Raw genomic sequence first — 20,318 nt, forward strand, 5'->3', positions numbered from 1 at the left:
GAAGGTTATTTTATGACGATCTTCCTTACTACATTCGATACTTTTAAAATGTAATATCCTTTAGACAGTTTTAGGGCCATCGTCTTATCGGCAGCATCCAGACGAACTGAAACAACCTTTATTCCGACAACGTCATATATCTCCATCAAAGAACCGGGTTCTGCATTCTGTACATGAAGCGTTTTTCCCATCACACTAAGAACAATCGGGGACTGCGAGTCTTTAGCAGATTGTTGTCTGGGCTCCTCTTTGGCTAATGCTACAGAAAAAAACAGAAAGCTAAATAAGAAAATGAATGAAATTAGCTTTTTCATATACATCTATTGATTTTACTATTACTGACAAATATACATCGTTATGCCGTTAAATAGTCTAATTTTCAATCTTTTAACACGAGAAACAGCCTCAAAAGCTTACAATGCAACTCTATACCTGAATACAGAGTCCTTCCTTAGCCAGTATTGTTGACGGAAAAACGGCTGATGCTTCACGGAGTAAAAGTCCTTCATCTTCGTATCTGGCCGAGAAATGACCGATCACCAACTTCTTCACTCCGGCTTCTCTGCCTATAAAGGCAGCTTGTTCTGCTGTAGAATGAAAGGTTTCCTTCGCACGGGCCAGTTCACTTTGTGCAAACGTTGCTTCATGAAAAAGTAAATCAACTCCTTTGACCTGTTCAATGATCTTTTCACGGAAGATGGTATCAGAACAATATGCATACGTGCGCACAGGATCCGGAGCTGTGGTTAAACGAGCATTGGGCACAACAACCCCTTCGGGAGTTACATAGTCGGCCCCATTCTTTATACGATTAATTTCGTAGAGTGGAACTTCATAAAAATCAATCATTTCACGAATAATATGGTGGAACCCCGGCTTCTCTGAAAACAGAAAGCCACAACAGGGAATACGGTGTTGCAAAGGAATGGTCGTAACAGTAACAGAGCGATCCTCATAGATTAAAGAGGGCTCCTTTGTATCAAATTCCTGGAACGTCACTTTATAAGACAGGTTACGACAAAAAAAGCCAAGCATTGGAGCAAACAATTCTTCCAGCCCTTTCGGAGAGTGTATGCATAGTTCGGCAGTACGCCCTAAAAGGCCAAAAGTAGAGATCAGTCCAAACAATCCAAAACAATGATCGCCATGCAAGTGAGAGATAAAGATGTGATTTAAACGCGTAAACTTCAATCGTGATCTGCGAAGTTGCATTTGTGCGCCTTCTCCACAATCAATCATAAAAAGTTTATCCCGCATATTGACTACTTGTGATGTAGCAAAATGCCTTGTGGTAGGTAGTGCGGAACCACAACCAAGAATATGTAATTCAAACTTTTCCATAATTTCAATTCTAAAGGAAACAAAGGTAAAAGAAAAGAGACACAAACAAGAGCATAAAGAACAAAAAAAGCTGCCGCTCACGAGCGACAGCTTTTTTATACAGTATATTAAAATCTGAAAAGCGTTTTACTTTCCTGATTCCATTTGTTCTTTCAAAGCAGCAAGAGCGTCAATGTCGCCTAAAGTAGTAGAAGCAGCTTGATTCTGGATAGGAGAAGCTGATTCTTCTTTCTTATTATTGTTATTAGAAGCATTAGACTTTTTAGTCACAGTTCTCTTTTCTGCTCTCTCTTCTGACTTAGCAACATCTTCAAAGATACGGCTATGAGAAAGAATAATTCTCTTAGCATCCTTGTTGAATTCAATCACTTTGAACTCCATTTTTTCGTCAAGTTGAGCTTGAGCTCCGTCTTCCTTAACCAAATGTTTTGGAGTAGCAAAACCTTCAACGCCATAAGGAAGAGCTACAACAGCACCCTTATCAAGCATTTCGATGATTGTTCCTTCGTGTACTGAACCTACAGTAAATACTGTTTCGAATACATCCCAAGGATTTTCTTCAAGTTGTTTGTGGCCAAGGCTCAAACGACGGTTATCTTTGTCGATTTCCAAAACTTGAACATCGATATCTGCACCAATCTGAGTAAATTCAGATGGATGTTTCACCTTCTTAGTCCAAGAAAGATCAGAAATATGGATTAATCCGTCTACACCTTCTTCGATTTCTACGAATACACCAAAGTTAGTAAAGTTACGAACCTTTGCAGTATGTTTAGAACCTACAGGATATTTTTCTTCGATAGTTTCCCATGGATCTTGTTTCAATTGCTTGATGCCCAAAGACATTTTGCGTTCGTCACGATCAAGAGTCAATACTATAGCTTCCACTGTATCGCCAACCTTCATGAAGTCCTGAGCAGAACGTAAATGTTGTGACCAAGACATTTCTGATACGTGAATCAAACCTTCAACGCCTGTAGCGATTTCGATAAATGCGCCGTAATCAGCCATAACAACAACTCTACCGGCAACCTTATCTCCCACCTTCATGTTAGGATCAAGAGCATCCCATGGATGTGGAGTAAGTTGTTTCAAACCTAGAGCAATACGTTTCTTCTCGTCATCAAAGTCAAGAATAACAACGTTCAACTTCTGGTCTAGTTCAACCACTTCTTTTGGATCGCTTACGCGGCCCCAAGAAAGATCAGTGATGTGAATCAAACCGTCTACGCCACCAAGGTCGATGAATACACCATACGAAGTGATATTCTTAACTGTTCCTTCAAGAACTTGACCTTTTTCAAGCTTACCGATAATTTCTTTCTTCTGTTGTTCCAACTCAGCTTCAATAAGAGCCTTGTGAGATACAACAACGTTTTTGAATTCCTGGTTAATTTTAACCACTTTGAATTCCATTGTCTTTCCAACGAATACATCGTAATCGCGGATAGGTTTAACATCAATTTGAGAACCCGGCAAGAAAGCTTCAATGCCGAATACATCAACAATCATACCACCCTTAGTGCGGCATTTGATGAATCCCTTAATAATTTCTTCATTTTCCAGAGCAGCATTAACGCGATCCCAAGAACGAGTAGCGCGAGCTTTTCTGTGAGACAATACTAATTGTCCTTTTTTGTCTTCTTGGTTTTCGATGTATACTTCTACAGTATCACCAACCTTCAAATCCAAATTGTAACGGAACTCATTCAAAGGAATGATACCGTCTGATTTGTAACCGATGTTAACAACAACTTCACGTTTGTTCATCGCAATTACAGTACCGTCAACAACCTCTTGGTCATTTACTTTGTTAAGCGTACCATCGTAAGCTTTCTCAAGCTCTTCGTGGCTAGCACCAACAAAGGTCTCGCCGTTTTCATACGCATCCCAATTGAAATCTTCAATCGGTGCAATGTTTTTTAAATTTTCCATTAATAATTAATCGTTAAAAAACTTTAATTGAATAAGACATTATATTTGAATAAACTCTAAATCGGGCGCAAAGATAATATTTATTTCGTTGATAGACAAAGGATTCCGAGAAATTAGTTCTTCAAATAATAGTTTATTGTGGTTACTACACGGATATTCTTTATAAAAGGAGTGTTCGCATCTCTATCGGAGATCGAAAATTGCCCTTGTGAAGCATCTCTGATCTTCCCCAACTCGCTATCTGAATCGTGCGCAAATTTGTCGGCTGCTACTCGAGCATTTTTGGTTGCCTCCTCTATCATCGCAGGTTTCACTTTATTTAGTCCGGTAAATTCATAGACCACATTGTAACGATAATCACCTCCGGCAATGGCAATACCTTGTTTCAGCAATTCAGACTGCTCAGACATAAGCTTACGCACTTTGAGCACTTTATTTGACGTTACAGTTATTACAGAAGTCGCATTATATCGATAAGGAGAAGGAGTCGAGCTATATCTATCAGCTTGCATATCAAGAATCTCAGAAGGTACAATCGTTATTTCTTCTTCTGCGATACCATTCTTTTTCAAGAAGGAAACAATCAATTTATTCTTAGCACTCATTGTATTGTAAAGCACAAGTAAATCATTACCCAATTCTTTATACATTAAGGGCCAAATTACTTTGTCAGCCTGAACTTCCATTTCCGCAAGTCCCTTTACACCTACAACACGATCTTTGTCTCTAAACGCGTTTATACCGGTTTTAATTTGATATCCAACCAAGAATAAACCAATAGCCAGAAGCAATGCTTCAATTCTCCAACTTTTCATTTCGCATTCTATTTTAAGATAAATAAATATATAAAAAAATCACCTGATTAACGATTAAATAATTCAAAAGTAAATTTACAACCCACTTCAGAAAATGAGCCATTTACACTACTTAGAAATACACCTAAATCAAAGATGTGTGTACCAATGCCATAGCCAAACTCTAAATAGGGTCTTATATGCGGCACCACCAGAAAACTTGCATACAAACGCTCGTTGAGTATATTACGAGAATACTTCACAACACGAGGTAGTATTAAAAAAGGCGATTCATAAGTAAAATGCCCTCTAACGTATCTGCTCGAAGAGTTATACCAGCGCCTGTCAAGCAATTGAAAAACTCCGCCAATATCATCATTCCAACCTACCGGAAGATTACTTTTAGTAAAATTAGTAAAGTCGACAAAATACGTCTGTTTTTGATTCGTAAATGTGCCACAGCCAAAGCGCCAGTAGACGCTTCGCATTAGACCGATGGAACGCTGATGCTGAATATCTAATTCAAGTCTCTCATATTGTCCGGAGCTATTAAAAACACCTTTGAGTCCACGTTCCCAGTCGACCGAGAATGTAGGATAATCTGAATGAAGATTTATCTTTCGGTCACCATTCATATAATAATATTGGCCTGGTGTCCAATCCAACCTCACTCTGGGTGCAAAACTGACGTATACATTTTTAACCTTAGCTTCAGGGGCCAAAGAGTCAATTGGAGCAAGATTTGAATTTTTGATAGCACTTCTCTTATGAGTCGAAATACCTAAACTCAAAGTTAATCCGTTCGTTATCTCAAGGCTATGATTAAAATTCAAATATAAATCACGGAAATAAGCTAACTGAATTTTATTAAAGTCGAACGCGCTATCAGGAATATTTTTTAACTCATCAAGCACATCACTACTATAGATTCGGTTACCATTACCAAAACTTAGATGTATTGCCGCTCTTTTGCGTGGCCAGTAATCAAAATCGGAATTAACAGACCAATAAACCTCCTTCTGCTTAAAGTTATAACCCACCTTTGGAACAACACTAAGCAGTCTATCGCCCACAAGAAGACGATTATATTTAAAAGCCTGGCGATAAGAAACTCCATCAGTTCCATTATAACTCAGTAGAAAAGGATTAATCAACGGGGAACATTTGACAGCTCCCATGCGAAAAAGGTTGATGGAATAGTTACTCGTTAGCGCATCTCCCGTTTCTCCAAACATCGCCCACCTTTTAGTTTCAAACGGAAGATGATGTATCATTGTATCGTTACGTGATTCAGCTTCTTTATATAGCTGTGCTTCTTCATCCGACAATTTGATCGGACGTATTTTGTTTAATGGCAAGCTATCTGCATTAAAAGAGTTCGTGTCACACTGTAAAGTATACGATCCCGATAGATCATAAACCTTCTTTACTCTCCTATATTTATGCTGCACTTGTTGATATTGAATTGATTGATAGTTTAATAATGCAGTATAGTTACTTTCAACCACATTTCCCAGAAAGCGAAAAGTAGTGTTTACATCATAGCGAACCGGAAGAAATTCGTTATCTGCACCCACGTCACCCATCTTTATAAGGTTATCAAAAAAACGATATTCTGATCTGCCTGCAAAATAAATCTCTCTCACACTCCACACATTATTACTCAAGATCATATATCCATGAACCAACTGATAACTCGGATTTTTAGGGGCAAACTCGATCCTGTAGCTAACTTCTCCGCGCGAATTAACCAAAACAGAGTCAATCTTATAGGAATAATATTTCCGCCCATTAGGGGCAAGTGGAGAGAGTAATTTCTTATGCAATAAAGTAGCCGAATAAATATGGATATGAAAATAATCAAAAACATCTCCACTTATATCCTCCGGCTTCTTGTTGGTTCCAAAACAGGCCTTTAACTTTTGATCATAGATATTAGGAGCGGTGAAATGCAACTCACTATATGACTCCATCAAATATTTGCGTACGTATTTTTCCGTTTTTCCCATGGATGGAACAAAACGAAGCAGTAGATTTTTCTTTTTAGTATAAACTTTCCTCTTAAGATATAAGTCGGCCTTATATTCACCTATTATTTTTTCATAAAATGGAGCATAAAGCATCAATTTATCTAAAACGGAATCAACCGAAACGACTTTGGGTTGATATGGAAAAGACGCATTGACAGCCATACTCCTTTGAGAAAAGAAGAACAGAGAGGAAAAGTAAATCCATATAAGTATATATTGCTTCAATCGAGAATGCTTTTGTTTTTGACAAATATAGAAAAAATAGCCGAAAACACTTTTTCAATTCTGTTAATACATGCTTTTTTAATAATAATGAAGCCTAGATGATTCTATTTACCCACTGATATTCAGATGGAAAGATTGTACAAAATGATACGTTTATTGAATAATCTTTTCTCTCTTTATTAATTCTTTTCATTTTTTCTTCTTACATTTGTGCTTTATAACACAGTTTTGCAGCACTCATGGTAAAGATGAATTTGTCAGACATAGTTGTTCAAGATTATATAGCCGAAATGTGGGCTCCTTTAAATGCTGAGCAGAGAGAGTTCTTGGCCAGCAATTTTACTCTACAAAATTATAAAAAAAACGAGACTATTTATTGTGAAGGCGAAGCCCCAACACATTTGATGTGCCTTCTGAACGGAAAAGTAAAAGTATACAAAGACGGAGTTGGTGGACGAAGCCAAATTATCAGAATGATAAAACCTGTAGAATATTTCGGGTACCGTGCTTACTTTGCCAAAGAGGACTACCTCACTGCTGCCTCTGCATTTGAACCCTCCACAATATGCCTGATACCGATGAGCGCAGTCATAACTCTCATCGAACAAAATAACAACTTAGGTCTATTTTTTATCAACCAATTATCCAAAGATTTAGGTATTGCTGATGAAAGAACTGTAAACCTTACTCAGAAACACATTCGGGGAAGACTAGCCGAATCTCTCTTGTTCTTAAAAGAAAGCTACGGCCTCGAAGAAGATGGCTCCACGCTAAGTATCTATCTCTCGCGTGAAGATTTAGCTAATCTTTCAAACATGACAACTTCTAATGCGATCCGTACACTATCACAATTTGCCACAGAGCGCTTAATCACCATTGACGGAAGAAAAATTAAAATTATAGATGAAGAGAAAATGAAGAAAATAAGTAAGATAGGATAAGTCTTACATTTACAATTATTACTTAACACAATTTTGTACCATGAAAAAAGGAATCTATTTCCTTCTTCTGTTCTGTCTGTTCATGACCCCCGAATACAGTCAGGCAAAAGAAGTAGTGAATGAGTATAATCTCGTTCCATTACCCAACAAGCTCACCCCTCAAAAAGGCCGTTTCCAATTAACGAATAAAGTAGTTGTCATCACCCCCGATTTACCGGAGGTGAAATCAATCACTGATAGTCTGATAGCTCGTATAAAAATCACGAGCGGAATCTCATTGCAATATGCGAAGAAAAAAGATTCAAAGACGCCAAGCATTGAATTCAATCTACAACCCGGATTCGCCAACGAGGGATACAAACTAAACGTATCTCCTAAAGCCATAAATATAGCAGCATCAAAAGCGAACGGACTATTTTATGCTTTACAAACAATATACCAACTCATGCCTCCTTCTGTGTATGGCAATAAACACATGGCACAAGAAGATTGGTCGATCCCTGCAGTGGAGATAGAAGATGCACCACGCTTCTCTTACCGGGGACTCATGCTGGATGTTGCCCGCCACTATTCACCCGTAGAATACATCTACAAGTTCATCGATATGTTGGCAGCCCACAAGATGAATACTTTCCATTGGCACCTAACAGAAGACCAAGGCTGGAGAATCGAAATAAAAAAATATCCTAAACTTACTGAGATTGGTTCTAAACGTGACGAAACTCTTGTAGGGTACTATTTTGAGAACTATCCGCAAGTATTTGATGGTAAGGAACATAGCGGATACTACACTCAACAACAAATTAAAGACATCGTAGCTTACGCGGCAAGTAAGTACATCACGGTGATTCCGGAAATAGAGATGCCGGGGCACGCACTAGCCGCAATAGCCTCTTATCCGGAACTATCATGCACGCCGGATAGCACGTATAAAGTAGCTGAAACTTGGGGCGTTTTCGAACAAGTATATTGTCCCAAAGAGGCGACTTTCAAGTTCTTGGAAGGAGTCTTGGATGAAGTAATGGAACTTTTCCCCAGCCCATACATACACATCGGTGGAGATGAATGTCCCAAAACAGCTTGGGTAAAAAGCGAACATTGTCAGGCGCTGATAAAGGAATTGGGACTTCGAGATGACTCCATCCCCAGCCTTGTAGACGGGAGAAAACATTCAAAGGAAGAAAAGCTTCAAAGCTATTTCATCACTAGAATGGAGAAGTATATCAATAGCAAAGGACGAAATATTATTGGTTGGGATGAAATTCTGGAAGGCGGATTGGCCCCTAATGCAACGGTGATGTCGTGGCGCGGAGTGGAAGGTGGAATGAACGCTGCAAAAGCCGGTCATGATGCCATTATGACACCCGGTGCTTATGTTTATCTGGATAGTTACCAAGAAGATCCGGAATTTGCGCCAACCACCATTGGAGGATATACAACATTAAAGAAAACATATAGCTACAATCCGGTGCCCGAAGATGCTGATGAACTAGTAAAGAAACACGTTATTGGTTTGCAAGGCAATATATGGACTGAATACATGCAAACGAACGAACGTAGAGATTATCAGGCATTTCCACGAGCAGTTGCCATAGCGGAAACAGCTTGGACGCTCGATAAAAATAAAAACTGGAATGGTTTCTGCCAACGTATGGCGGGTGATTTTCAACGAATGGATGTGATGAACGTGAAAGCCTGCCGCAACTTTTTTGAGGTGAACATTAACACCCATGTAGATAGCGACAATGTTTTAAAAGTAACGTTAGAGACTTACTCACCCGATGCAGAAATACGATATACGATAAACGGAAAAGAGCCTAGCATCAAGTCATCACGATACACAGGTCCATTTGCTCTCAACGGAAATATGAACCTGCGGGCGGCTGCGTTCAAAGGCGAAAAGAGACTTGGAAAAGTTTGTTCAAAAGTCTTATACGGAAATTTAATCAGCGGAAAGAAATACGTTGTTACTCCTCAAGCCGGATGGTTAACCGGGGATGTGTTCGGAGAGAATGATGTATTAGGCGCAGACCACACCACTTTAGGGCTCACAAATGGCAAACGGGGCAACAATGCTTCGTATACTCCTTGGACGAGTTTCAAGATGAATGACGCGTGCAATCATGAGATTGTTTTCTCGGTCGACTTAGGGCAAACGCAAACAGTGAGCAAGGTTGTCTTTGGATCTCTGTTCAATCCTGCATTTAAAGTGCTACCGGCAAGCAAAGCGATAGTCGAGATTTCGAGTGACGGCATAGAGTATAGAAAAGTAGCTATAGAAAACTTCCGCCGACAATTGCCTAAAAATGGAAGGAAAGCTTATACCGATTCTCTTATATTTGCACCTACCGAAGCCCGCTACATCAAGCTGACAATCAAAAGCGGAGGGACGTTACGAAACGGAATAGATTGTAGAAAGGATACGCCTGAGGAGACCGTTCCGGCAGATTTATACATCGACGAAGTAGAGGTGTACTAGCTCTGCATGTTTCAAGAGAAGAGAAAAAGGCTCTCAACAATCCAATATGTAAATTTTTAAGATAATCAGTAATCCCCCTCCACAGGCTTTGTGAGAGGGGGTTACTGAACTAGTTAATTCAGCGTGGTGAATTAACTAGTTCAGCACGGTGAAGTAGTTAATTCACCACGCTGAACTAGTTAACTCTATTCAGCACGTATAAAACGTAAACAATTCACACCATCATCAGATAGAACAACCGAGAAACTAAAAAAGGCTTATCACAAACGAAACTGTGATAAGCCTTTTTTTATATTGTTCTATCTAAGAGTTTTATAACCCTTTCTCTGAAAGATAACGTTCTGCTTCCATTGCAGCTTTACAGCCGCTACCGGCAGCAGTTATTGCCTGACGATAGTGGGAATCAGCCACATCACCTGCAGCAAAGACTCCCGGAACTTTGGTTCTGGGTGAGTTCCCTTCAGTGATGATGTATCCCACTTCATCCGTTTCTACATAAGGTTTGAAGATCTCCGAATTTGGTTTATGTCCAATAGCCAGGAAGAAACCATCAATTGCTATATCATAACGCTCTTCGTCAGCTTCACCCATGCGCTTAACCATGTGAGCTCCTTCTACCCCATTGTCTCCAAAAAGGCCAAGCGTGTTATGCTCAAAAAGAACTTCAATCTTTTCGTGATTTATCACACGATCTTGCATAATTTTAGAAGCTCTCAAAAAAGATTTACGAACAATCAGGAAAACTTTCGAGGCCAATCCGGCAAGATAGATTGCTTCTTCACAAGCCGTGTCACCCCCACCAACAACAGCAACCACCTTCTTACGATAGAAGAATCCGTCACAAGTAGCACAAGCACTGACACCCATTCCGGCATATTTTTTTTCGTCATCCAGTCCTAAGTATTTGGCAGTAGCACCAGTCGAGATAATCACCGTTTGAGCTTCAATCACTTTTTCTTCATCAATCGTGATCTTATAAGGTGAAGCACTCAAGTCGGCAGCCGTAGCAATACCAAAGCGTACTTCTGTTCCAAAGCGTTCAGCTTGTTTGCGAAGATCTTCCATCAACTCGGGGCCGGTAATTCCTTCCGGATATCCGGGGAAATTCTCAACTTCAGTGGTAGTGGTTAACTGTCCGCCCGGTTGTAATCCTTCATAGAGTACAGGAGATAAATTAGCTCGTCCCGCATAAATTGCAGCAGTATAGCCTGCAGGGCCTGAACCGATGATCAGGCATCTTACTTTTTCTGTTTTCATATCTTTTATTCTATCTATTTTATCTTAAATCAATAATTTCCGTATTAGGGTACTGCTTCTTATTGAATACAAAAAGAGAATCAGCAAACCTTTGGCCGGTTTGATAAGCAGTCACCGTAATCTCGCTGCGAGATTTATCTTTTTGTTGCGCGATGATGTACAGGGGTTGATAAGAGTCCTTAGTAACATAGAGTACAACGCCCGTCAAATTCTTGTTTTTAGCAGTAGCAGTCAGTACAACTTCATAAACCTGCTTTCCTCGAAAAGTCTTCGTCGCTCCCAACTTTGAAGAATAACCTTTCTTATATAAATATAATAAGGTATAAGGATTCATCCCTTGAAGTTCTTCCGCTGTAGGATTACTAACGTTAACCTCTTCACTTCCGGAAATATAACTCCATTGCGTTTTACCGTCAAACCAAATAGTAGACTCTTTTGTCTTCAACAGAAACTTATCTGTTTTCATCTGAATCACTCCGCTGGCCTGCCCTGCTAAGTGCCCTTTGCTAAAAGATTTAATCTCAAACTCAGCCTTTATTCCTTCGGCTTGGCGGAAATTAGTTGCTGTTTTGTCAAGTACTTCCTTCGCTTTTGTTTGTTGAGCAAAAGTTTGCATGCCAAAAAGTAAAAACATCAATAGTGTAAAAATGGATTTTTTCATTGCTGTATAAACGGCTTATTATTGCAAATTGTTCAAACGCATCTCCAAATCATTATCATCCAAACAGAGCACTTGGCGAGCCTTGCTACCCTCACTCGGGCCAACAATGCCTGCTTTTTCCAATTGATCCATGATTCGCCCTGCCCGGTTATAACCAATAGAGAACTTACGCTGGATGAGCGAAGTGGAACCTTGCTGGTGAACAACGATCAGACGCGCCGCATCTTCAAAAAGCGGATCAAGTCGACCCATATCCACATCACCCAAATCACTTCCACCATCCTCAGTAACATACTCAGGCAGATAAAACGCTGTAGGATATCCTTGTTGGCGAGCAATATATTTAGTAATATCTTCCACCTCAGGAGTATCGACAAATGCACATTGTACGCGAATAGGGTCAGCACCCTGAAGGAACAACATATCACCGCGCCCGATCAACTGATTAGCTCCCGGGCGGTCGAGGATTGTTCGTGAGTCCATCATAGAAGATACACGAAATGCTACACGGGCAGGGAAGTTGGCTTTAATGGTACCCGTTATGATGTTGGTGGTAGGACGTTGCGTGGCAATAACCATGTGGATGCCAATGGCGCGAGCCAACTGAGCAATACGGGCAATCGGTAACTCTACCTCTTTGCCGGCAGTCATAATCAGATCACCAAACTCATCAATAATCACCACGATGTAAGGCATAAACTTATGCCCTTTTTCTGGGTTCAACTTACGATTAATAAACTTTTCGTTATACTCTTTAATATTACGCACATGCGCTTTCTTTAGCAAGTCATAACGACCGTCCATCTCTACACAAATAGAATTGAGAGTCTGCACCACCTTGGTCACGTCAGTGATAATAGGTTCTCCCCCATCAGGTAGCTTAGCCAGGAAATGATTTTCTATAACGGAGTAAATACTGAATTCAACTTTCTTCGGGTCTACCAATACAAACTTCAATTCGGCCGGATGCTTTTTGTATAATAAAGAAGTGATAATGGCATTCAGACCAACTGACTTACCTTGCCCCGTAGCACCAGCCACCAACACGTGAGGCATCTTACATAGATCGACCATGAATACTTCATTGGTAATCGTCTTACCCAAAGCGATTGGCAGATCATAGGTCGATTCTTGAAACTTCTTACTACCGATAATCGATTGCATGGAAACAATCTTCGGATTTGAATTTGGCACTTCAATGCCAATAGTACCTTTGCCGGGAATAGGAGCGATAATACGAATACCTAAGGCAGACAAGCTCAACGCGATATCATCTTCCAGACCACGAATCTTAGAGATACGTACTCCTTGTTCGGGCGTAATTTCATAAAGCGTAACCGTAGGACCTACAGTTGCTTTGATGGAATTTATTTCAATACCAAAGCTACGCAGCGTATTGATGATACGATCCTTATTAGCTTTTTGCTCTTCCATATCAATGGTAGGCTCATTGCTATTGTCGTACTTCCTCATTAATTCAAAAGTGGGGAAGTGATAGTTTTCCAAATCAAGCTTTGGATTATAAAGCTCTCTCTCCGGACCCTGATAAGCTTCATCATCCTCATTAACCGTAGTATCTATCTGAAAATCAGGGTCTCCACTCTTGGTTTCAGGCAATACATCAACCAGTGTCTTTTCAAAAGTCATCCCCAACGCTTCAGGTATAACATTCTTCTCTTCAACGATGTCTTTAGTAGGAGATACAACTTCCACTTCCTTGTGAGGCAAGTCTTGCTTAAACGTTTTATTGACTGAAAACTCCACAGTCTGGGGTTGCGGATTAGTAAAATCCCGCTTGGGCTCCTCATCCTCCAATTCCTCCTTAGGATGATTTTTCTCTTGCCTTTTGATGAAGCTCAATGTCATCAATTTACGTATCCATATAATAGTACGTGCACTTAGATAAATAAGAAAACAAATAGCGGTAACCAAAAGAATCATCCACACACCGGGTATTCCTACTTGAGAAATCAACCAATTGCTCACATTATATCCATGCATCCCACCAAAGTAAACAAATGAATCTTTGTATTGATCCATAAGCACAAAGCCTAAGAAAACAGAGAACCAAACGAGTAATAGAGAACAACCTATAAACCACTTCCACAAACGGAACACACGTACGCGCATCAATTTGAGTCCGGTTACTCCCAGAAAAACCAGAATGAAGAAAGAAGAAACACCAAAACAATCATTAATAAGATAACTAGCCAATTGGGCTCCGCGAGAGCCTGCATAGTTCTTCACATGATTATTTACTGAAGCCAATTCTTGAGCAGTTCCGCCATCAATAATGCTTTGATCTGACGCTCCGGTGAAGAAAAAAGAAGAAAAGGCCAACAATAAATAGACAGAAAATATAACCAATACCAGTCCGATAACGAAGTGAATAGTTTCATTTTTGATAAATAACACTATTTTATTGGCTGAAGCCACATTCTGAGCTTCTTTTTCAGAGTTCTTTTTTGCCATAAATAAAATACTTAAACAACGGATTTAGATTGCAAACTTAGACAAAAATCGGCAATTATTTGTGCATTGAACAAAATAAAAGTAAAACTAAAGAAGGCGGCCTGTAACCATTATAGATCATAAGAGCCTGCAAAAAACATATAGTGGTTAATCAAGAACAAAAAAACTTAATAATATGAGCTGTAAAGTAACAGTTATACCATTTTTCTTGTTACATTTGCGCGAGAAACTAAAATAAGGAAAATAGTTTTCTTTCATTGTACAAATTCGGCCTAAGTTAATTTTTTGCTATTCTTGATAAACACAAATAAACAAAATTACGTTATTATTTTTATCGTAACTATTACAAAACTATACATTACAAAGTATGAAGACTAAGATTAATCGTTCCCTTACTACCAGAGCATTGCAAATCAGTATGCTTGCTCTATGTGTTTCATTAGCATCCTGCGGTAATAAGCAGCGAGGAGGCATGGCAGGAGATCAAGAGTTCGCAGTTAAAACCCTGCAAACGACAAATACTGAACTTCAAAGTTCTTATCCGGCTTCAATTGAAGGTAAGCAAGATATTGAGATCAGACCTCAAGTTTCTGGATTCATCACTAAACTGGGTGTCGATGAAGGATCTGTAGTACGCAAAGGACAGATGCTATTTGTTATAGACCCTGTGCAGTACAAAGCAGCAGTACAACAAGCCCAAGCATCTGTAAATGTAGCAAAAGCGGCTGTGTCTACTTCTAAGCTTACGGCAAAAAACAAAAAAGACCTTTTTGAGCAAAAAATCATTGGCAGTTATGAACTCCAGATGGCTCAAAACGATTTAATAACGAAAGAGGCCAATTTAAGTCAGGCACAGGCACAACTAATCACTGCCCGCCAGAACCTCTCATTTACAAACGTTACGAGTCCATCTAACGGAGTAGTAGGATCAATTCCTTATCGTGTAGGTAGTCTAGTGAGTGCTTCTATTGCAACTCCTCTTACTACGGTATCAAATATTGATGAGATGTACGTGTACTTCTCTATGACAGAGAAACAGCTGATGGGTTTAACCCGCAAAAGTGGAAACACTGCAGAAATACTAAAAAGCTTCCCTGACGTACAATTGAAGATCGCAGATGGATCTATTTATAGTGAAACAGGTAAGATTGAAACGGTAAGCGGTGTAATTGACCAAGCAACCGGTTCAGTAAGTATGCGTGCTACATTCAAAAACCCTACTCATTTGTTGAAGAGTGGTGGTTCAGGTTCTATAATCATTCCTTATAAATCAGATAATATTATTCTGATTCCACAATCGGCAACAACTGAGGTTCAAGATAAGAAATATGTATTTGTTGTAGGTGCCGATAATAAAGTAGTCAATACTCTGGTTGAAGTAGGTGATTTGGACAATGGAAAAGAATATCTGGTTACATCAGGACTCAAAGCAGGAGACCGTATTGTTGTTGAAGGTGTTTCTACATTAAAAGACGGCATGCAAATCAAACCAATCACTGAAGCTCAATCAGCAACAAAGAAAGAACAAGCTGCTCAAATGGGTGCTGGAATGGGTGCGAAAAAGTAATTAGTTAATTAGTTAAGATATAATCATGAAATTAGATAAATTTATAAACCGCCCGGTATTATCCACGGTTATCTCTATCCTGATTGTGATACTGGGTATACTAGGATTAGTATCGCTACCCATCACACAATACCCGGATATAGCACCGCCTACTATCGTAGTAAGTACAACGTACTCGGGTGCTGACGCGCAGACTGTACTGAATAGTGTGATTGCTCCACTCGAGGAATCTATTAATGGTGTGGAAAACATGACCTACATGACTTCTACAGCAAGTAATAGTGGTAGTGCATCCATAACTGTTTATTTTAAACAGGGAACAGATCCTGATATGGCTGCTGTCAACGTACAGAATCGTGTTTCTTCGGCCACCAACCTATTGCCTTCCGAGGTTGTTCAGGTAGGTGTTACGACAGAAAAAAGGCAAAGCAGTATGTTGGTTATCTTCGGTGTGCACGGCGTCGATGATCGATACAGCGAAGCGTTCTTGCAGAACTATACCGATATCAACATCCTTCCCCTAATCAAACGTATCCCAGGTGTAGGTAGTGCTCAAGCATTTGGTGGAAGTACCTACTCCATGCGTATCTGGCTGAAACCAGACGTGATGAAACAATACAAATTGATTCCTAGCGATGTGACTGCCGCCCTTGCCGAACAGAATATCGAAGCAGCACCGGGTCAGTTTGGTGAAAGCGGAAATCAATCGTTCCAGTATACCATGAGATACAAAGGACGTTTGAAAGAAGTTTCTGAATACGAGAATATCATTATTAAAGCTTCTGCAAATGGAGAGATGCTTCGTTTAAAAGATGTGGCAAGAGTCCAACTGGATGCTTTAAGCTATTCGGTTAAAACAGCAGTGAACAATACACCGGGTGTAGTTTGTGCGGTATATCAAACAGCCGGTTCAAATGCGACTGCAATCATCAAAGACATACAGCAAACGCTAAAAAATGCAGAGAAGGATTTCCCTCCCGGAGTGAAGTGCGACGAAATGATGAACACCAACGACTTCCTTTATGCTTCCATTGAAGAGGTTATCAAAACGCTGATTGAAGCATTTTTGCTGGTATTCATTGTAGTATATATCTTCTTACAAGACTTCCGCTCGACATTGGTTCCGGCTATTGCCGTGCCGGTATCATTAATCGGAACGTTCTTCTTCCTCTATATATTTGGATTCAGTATCAACTTGCTGACACTCTTCGCCTTAGTGCTCGCCATTGCCATAGTGGTCGATGACGCCATCGTGGTGGTGGAGGCGGTCCATGCCAAGTTGGACCAAGGATATAAATCGGCTCGTATCGCTTCTATCGATGCGATGAGTGAAATTTCAGGTGCCATTGTATCTATTACGTTGGTAATGGCGGCAGTATTTATTCCGGTAACCTTTATGGGAGGTACATCGGGCGTATTCTATACGCAGTTTGGTATAACGCTGGCCATCGCAATCTTTATTTCTGCGCTAAACGCATTGACATTGAGCCCGGCTTTGTGTGCTATCCTATTGAAACCTCATAAAGATGAGGAAGGTAAGAAACTAAGTGTTGTAGACCGTTTTCACCAATCATTCAATGCCGCTTACGATGTTACATTGAACAAATACAAGAAAGGTGTTCAGTTCTTCATCAAGCGTAAATGGCTTTCTCTGGGTACAGTGGTGATAGCAACTGCTTTACTTGCTATTCTGATGGCTAAAACGCCTACCGGACTGGTTCCAAATGAAGATACCGGAGCATTCTTTATTACAGTAAGCTGCCCTCCGGGAAGTTCATTAGAGAAAACGGAAGCTACCATGGCAGAAGTGGATAAACTATTGGCAGCAAACCCGTTGATCCAATTTAGAGCACAAATAATGGGTTATAGTTTTCTTGCGGGTCAGGGAAGTCCCTACGGAACATTTGTCTGCAGAATGAAAAACTGGTCTGAAAGAGAAGAGAAAGGACAAGATGCTAATTCTGTAATAGGTCTGCTTTATGCCCAAACCTCAACGATAAAAGATGCCCAGATTCTAATATTTGCGCCTCCTATGATTTCAGGGTTTAGTGCGACCAATGGTTTCGAGTTTAGTGTTCAAGATAAGACAGGTGGAGACGTAAACAAATTCTTTGGTATTACTCAGAATTTCTTGACCAAGTTGAAAGAACGACCTGAAATTGCGGCAGCACAAAGTACATTCGACCCGCGCTTCCCACAATATCTGGTGGATGTGGACGTGGCCAAATGTAAAAAGGCAGGTATCAGTCCTAATGATGTATTAACAACCCTTCAGGGTTACTATGGCGGCTTGTATGCATCTAACATTAATAAATACGGTAAACTTTATCGTGTTATGATTCAGGCTGATGCCAATTATCGAACCAATCCTGAGGGTCTTAAAAATATCTATTTAAGAAATGGAAGTGAAATGGCTCCTATCACTGAGTTCATGACGCTGACTAAGGTATACGGACCACAGAATATCACCCGTTTCAACATGTTTACCTCAATGGGTGTAAACGGTTCCGCTGCGGATGGATACAGTTCTGGTGATGCGATCAAGGCCATCCAAGAGGTAGCGGCAGAAACACTTCCTACAGGTTATGGATATGAATTCGCCGGACTAACTCGTTCTGAGCAAAGTTCAAGCAACTCAACAGCAATCGTATTTGCTCTTTGTATCCTGTTTGTATACTTCATCTTGAGTGCCCAGTACGAAAGTTACATCCTACCGCTAACGGTTATTCTTTCATTACCGTTTGGGTTGGCCGGAACATTTATTTTTGCCAATCTCATGGGGATAGAAAACAATATATACCTCCAGATTGCGTTAATCATGTTAATAGGACTGCTCGCCAAGAATGCCATCCTGATTACAGAGTTTGCTCTTGAACGAAGGAAGACGGGAATGGGAATAACCTGGAGTGCCGTACTTGCGGCCGCTGCTCGTCTTCGCCCTATCTTGATGACCTCTCTGGCTATGATTATCGGACTTATGCCGCTGATGTTTGCTTCCGGAGTTGGTGCCAACGGTAACAGTTCATTGGGTACAGGTGCCGTAGGTGGTATGTTTATAGGTATGATTTGCCAGATATTTATCGTTCCGATACTATTCGTAATCTTTGAATCAATTCAAGAGAAAATCAAACCTCTTCATTGGGAAGATGGAGATCAGAAATCCATTAAAGCGGAACTTGAACAATATACAAACCTTCATAAAGAGGATAATAAGAAATGAAAAAACAGATAATATTTCTGATGTGTACAACTGCTCTGTTCAGCAGTTGTCACATCTACAAATCATATGACCGCCCTGACATAAAGACAAGCGGATTGTATAGAGATACAGCTTCTGTCAATGACACGCTAGCGGTGAGCGATACAACTAACATGGGAAATTTACCATGGAAAGAAGTATTCACTGATCCTAAGCTTCAATCATTGATTGAAATGGGATTGAATAACAATACTGATCTGCTGACTGCAACATTAAAAGTTAAAGAAGCGGAAGCCATGCTGACTTCAGCAAAGCTCTCTTTCTTACCTTCTTTTTCTCTTGCACCGGAAGGAACAGTATCTAGTTTTGACCACGCTAAAGCAACTCAAACCTATACGTTGCCTGTTGTAGCAAGTTGGGAGATAGATTTGTTTGGTAAATTGCTGAATGCCGAACGTGGCCAAAAAGCAACTTTATTACAAACCAAAGCCTACCAACAAGCTGTACGTACGAAAGTGATAGCCAATATAGCTAATACCTATTATACCTTATTGATGTTAGATCGTCAGTTGGATATTAGTACACAAACAGCCGAAAATTGGAAGCATAGCGTAGACATTACCAGAAAGTTAATGACGATCGGTGCTGTAAACGAATCGGGTATTGCCTCTACTGAAGCAAACTATTATAGTGTATTGGCTTCTCTGCCCGAACTGCGCAGACAGATTCGTGAAACGGAGAATTCTCTTTCACTGCTATTAGGACAGGTGCCACAAACTCTTGATCGTGGTCAACTGGAGGAACAAACATTGCCTACACATTTAGCTACAGGTATTCCGGTACAGTTACTATCTAACCGTCCGGATGTAAAACAGAGCGAAATGGCGCTGGCTACGGCTTATTATACAACAAATAAAGCTCGCTCGGCTTTCTATCCAAGTCTTACCCTGACCGGAGCTTTGGGATGGACAAACAGTGCCGGATCAGCTATTGTAAATCCGGGCAAGATGATTGCTTCTGCTGTTGGTTCACTGACGCAGCCAATCTTTGCAAAAGGAGCCTTGAGAGCTAGCTTAAAAGTGGCTAAAGCACAACAGGAAGAAGCTTTACTCAGTTTCCAATATTCCTTGCTTAGCGCAGGAAGTGAAGTGAGCAACGCATTGGTGCAATATCAATCGGCGACAGAGAGAAGTGGATTAGAAGAAAACCAAATTAAAGCACTGGGAAGAGCTGTAGATTATACGCAACAACTATTTTCTTTAGGATCTTCAACTTATCTGGAAGTGCTTACCGCTCAGAAATCATTGCTTAGCGCCGAACTCTCAAAAGTGTCTAACGACTTCAGTCGTATGCAAGCTGTTGTGAACCTCTACTACGCATTAGGCGGAGGAAGATAATGTTGAACCATAAAAAACAA

At 40.2% G+C, this 20,318-nt stretch carries 12 protein-coding genes and 2 pseudogenes; 5 read left to right on the forward strand and 9 right to left on the reverse strand.

The window, feature by feature from the left end:
* Nucleotides 1-5: 5 nt before the first annotated feature.
* From BQ5338_RS03870 to BQ5338_RS03890, 5 genes are all read right to left on the reverse strand, one after another.
* Entirely contained in the window at nucleotides 6-314 is a 309-nt protein-coding gene (locus tag BQ5338_RS03870) for a T9SS type A sorting domain-containing protein (RefSeq protein ID WP_071145477.1), read from the reverse strand.
* Between the two features lie 112 nt (nucleotides 315-426).
* On the reverse strand, nucleotides 427-1,341 hold the full coding sequence (locus BQ5338_RS03875) for a ribonuclease Z (RefSeq protein WP_071145478.1): 915 nt from the start codon (nucleotides 1,339-1,341) through the stop codon (nucleotides 427-429).
* A 126-nt stretch (nucleotides 1,342-1,467) separates the two neighbouring features.
* Nucleotides 1,468-3,276 (reverse strand): 30S ribosomal protein S1, encoded by a 1,809-nt coding sequence (rpsA, locus tag BQ5338_RS03880; protein ID WP_071145479.1) that lies wholly within the window; start codon nucleotides 3,274-3,276, stop codon nucleotides 1,468-1,470.
* Between the two features lie 113 nt (nucleotides 3,277-3,389).
* Nucleotides 3,390-4,091 carry an SIMPL domain-containing protein gene (locus tag BQ5338_RS03885; protein WP_071145480.1) on the reverse strand — a complete coding sequence of 234 codons (702 nt, stop codon included), beginning with the start codon at nucleotides 4,089-4,091 and terminating at the stop codon, nucleotides 3,390-3,392.
* Nucleotides 4,092-4,138: 47 nt separating this feature from the next.
* On the reverse strand, nucleotides 4,139-6,325 hold the full coding sequence (locus BQ5338_RS03890) for a DUF5686 family protein (RefSeq protein ID WP_071145481.1): 2,187 nt from the start codon (nucleotides 6,323-6,325) through the stop codon (nucleotides 4,139-4,141).
* Between the two features lie 239 nt (nucleotides 6,326-6,564).
* Between BQ5338_RS03890 and BQ5338_RS03895 the strand changes: the two genes are divergently transcribed.
* Both BQ5338_RS03895 and BQ5338_RS03900 read left to right on the forward strand, forming a co-directional pair.
* A complete protein-coding gene (locus tag BQ5338_RS03895; RefSeq protein ID WP_071145482.1) occupies nucleotides 6,565-7,266 on the forward strand; it encodes a Crp/Fnr family transcriptional regulator in 702 nt (233 codons plus the stop codon).
* Nucleotides 7,267-7,306: 40 nt separating this feature from the next.
* On the forward strand, nucleotides 7,307-9,745 hold the full coding sequence (locus BQ5338_RS03900) for a glycoside hydrolase family 20 protein (RefSeq protein WP_071145483.1): 2,439 nt from the start codon (nucleotides 7,307-7,309) through the stop codon (nucleotides 9,743-9,745).
* A gap of 312 nt (nucleotides 9,746-10,057) precedes the next feature.
* On the opposite strand, the gene trxB is transcribed toward BQ5338_RS03900, so the two are convergent.
* The 4 genes and pseudogenes from trxB to BQ5338_RS17185 all read right to left on the reverse strand — a co-directional run.
* Nucleotides 10,058-11,002, reverse strand: coding sequence for a thioredoxin-disulfide reductase (gene trxB / locus BQ5338_RS03905; RefSeq protein WP_071145484.1), 945 nt, complete (start codon nucleotides 11,000-11,002; stop codon nucleotides 10,058-10,060).
* Between the two features lie 19 nt (nucleotides 11,003-11,021).
* Entirely contained in the window at nucleotides 11,022-11,663 is a 642-nt protein-coding gene (locus tag BQ5338_RS03910; RefSeq protein WP_071145485.1) for an outer membrane lipoprotein periplasmic chaperone LolA1, read from the reverse strand.
* An 18-nt stretch (nucleotides 11,664-11,681) separates the two neighbouring features.
* Nucleotides 11,682-13,223: pseudogene (locus BQ5338_RS17180) on the reverse strand (DNA translocase FtsK); the annotation flags it as partial.
* 147 nt (nucleotides 13,224-13,370) lie between these two features.
* Nucleotides 13,371-14,135: pseudogene (locus tag BQ5338_RS17185) on the reverse strand (DNA translocase FtsK 4TM domain-containing protein); the annotation flags it as partial.
* 367 nt (nucleotides 14,136-14,502) lie between these two features.
* Here BQ5338_RS17185 and BQ5338_RS03920 point away from each other — a divergent pair.
* From BQ5338_RS03920 to BQ5338_RS03930, 3 genes are read left to right on the forward strand one after another with little or no spacing between them, the layout of a single operon-like run.
* Nucleotides 14,503-15,702 (forward strand): efflux RND transporter periplasmic adaptor subunit, encoded by a 1,200-nt coding sequence (locus tag BQ5338_RS03920; RefSeq protein WP_071145487.1) that lies wholly within the window; start codon nucleotides 14,503-14,505, stop codon nucleotides 15,700-15,702.
* A 25-nt stretch (nucleotides 15,703-15,727) separates the two neighbouring features.
* Nucleotides 15,728-18,922, forward strand: coding sequence for an efflux RND transporter permease subunit (locus BQ5338_RS03925; RefSeq protein WP_071145488.1), 3,195 nt, complete (start codon nucleotides 15,728-15,730; stop codon nucleotides 18,920-18,922).
* Complete coding sequence (locus BQ5338_RS03930) at nucleotides 18,919-20,298, forward strand: TolC family protein (protein ID WP_071145489.1); 1,380 nt, start codon at nucleotides 18,919-18,921, stop codon at nucleotides 20,296-20,298. Before BQ5338_RS03925 ends, BQ5338_RS03930 begins: the two co-directional genes overlap by 4 nt.
* Nucleotides 20,299-20,318: the final 20 nt, after the last annotated feature.

Source organism: Bacteroides ihuae, from assembly GCF_900104585.1.
Taxonomy (GTDB): domain Bacteria; phylum Bacteroidota; class Bacteroidia; order Bacteroidales; family Bacteroidaceae; genus Bacteroides; species Bacteroides ihuae.

Bases quoted from the DNA above. Each gene is read 5' to 3' on its own strand.
- BQ5338_RS03930 (WP_071145489.1), top strand. From the start codon at position 18,919: ATGAAAAAACAGATAATATTTCTGATGTGTACAACTGCTCTGTTCAGC.
- BQ5338_RS03895 (WP_071145482.1), top strand. From the start codon at position 6,565: ATGGTAAAGATGAATTTGTCAGACATAGTTGTTCAAGATTATATAGCC.
- BQ5338_RS03925 (WP_071145488.1), top strand. From the start codon at position 15,728: ATGAAATTAGATAAATTTATAAACCGCCCGGTATTATCCACGGTTATC.
- BQ5338_RS03900 (WP_071145483.1), top strand. From the start codon at position 7,307: ATGAAAAAAGGAATCTATTTCCTTCTTCTGTTCTGTCTGTTCATGACC.
- trxB (WP_071145484.1), bottom strand. From the start codon at position 11,002: ATGAAAACAGAAAAAGTAAGATGCCTGATCATCGGTTCAGGCCCTGCA.
- BQ5338_RS03875 (WP_071145478.1), bottom strand. From the start codon at position 1,341: ATGGAAAAGTTTGAATTACATATTCTTGGTTGTGGTTCCGCACTACCT.
- BQ5338_RS03920 (WP_071145487.1), top strand. From the start codon at position 14,503: ATGAAGACTAAGATTAATCGTTCCCTTACTACCAGAGCATTGCAAATC.
- BQ5338_RS03870 (WP_071145477.1), bottom strand. From the start codon at position 314: ATGAAAAAGCTAATTTCATTCATTTTCTTATTTAGCTTTCTGTTTTTT.
- BQ5338_RS03885 (WP_071145480.1), bottom strand. From the start codon at position 4,091: ATGAAAAGTTGGAGAATTGAAGCATTGCTTCTGGCTATTGGTTTATTC.
- BQ5338_RS03910 (WP_071145485.1), bottom strand. From the start codon at position 11,663: ATGAAAAAATCCATTTTTACACTATTGATGTTTTTACTTTTTGGCATG.
- rpsA (WP_071145479.1), bottom strand. From the start codon at position 3,276: ATGGAAAATTTAAAAAACATTGCACCGATTGAAGATTTCAATTGGGAT.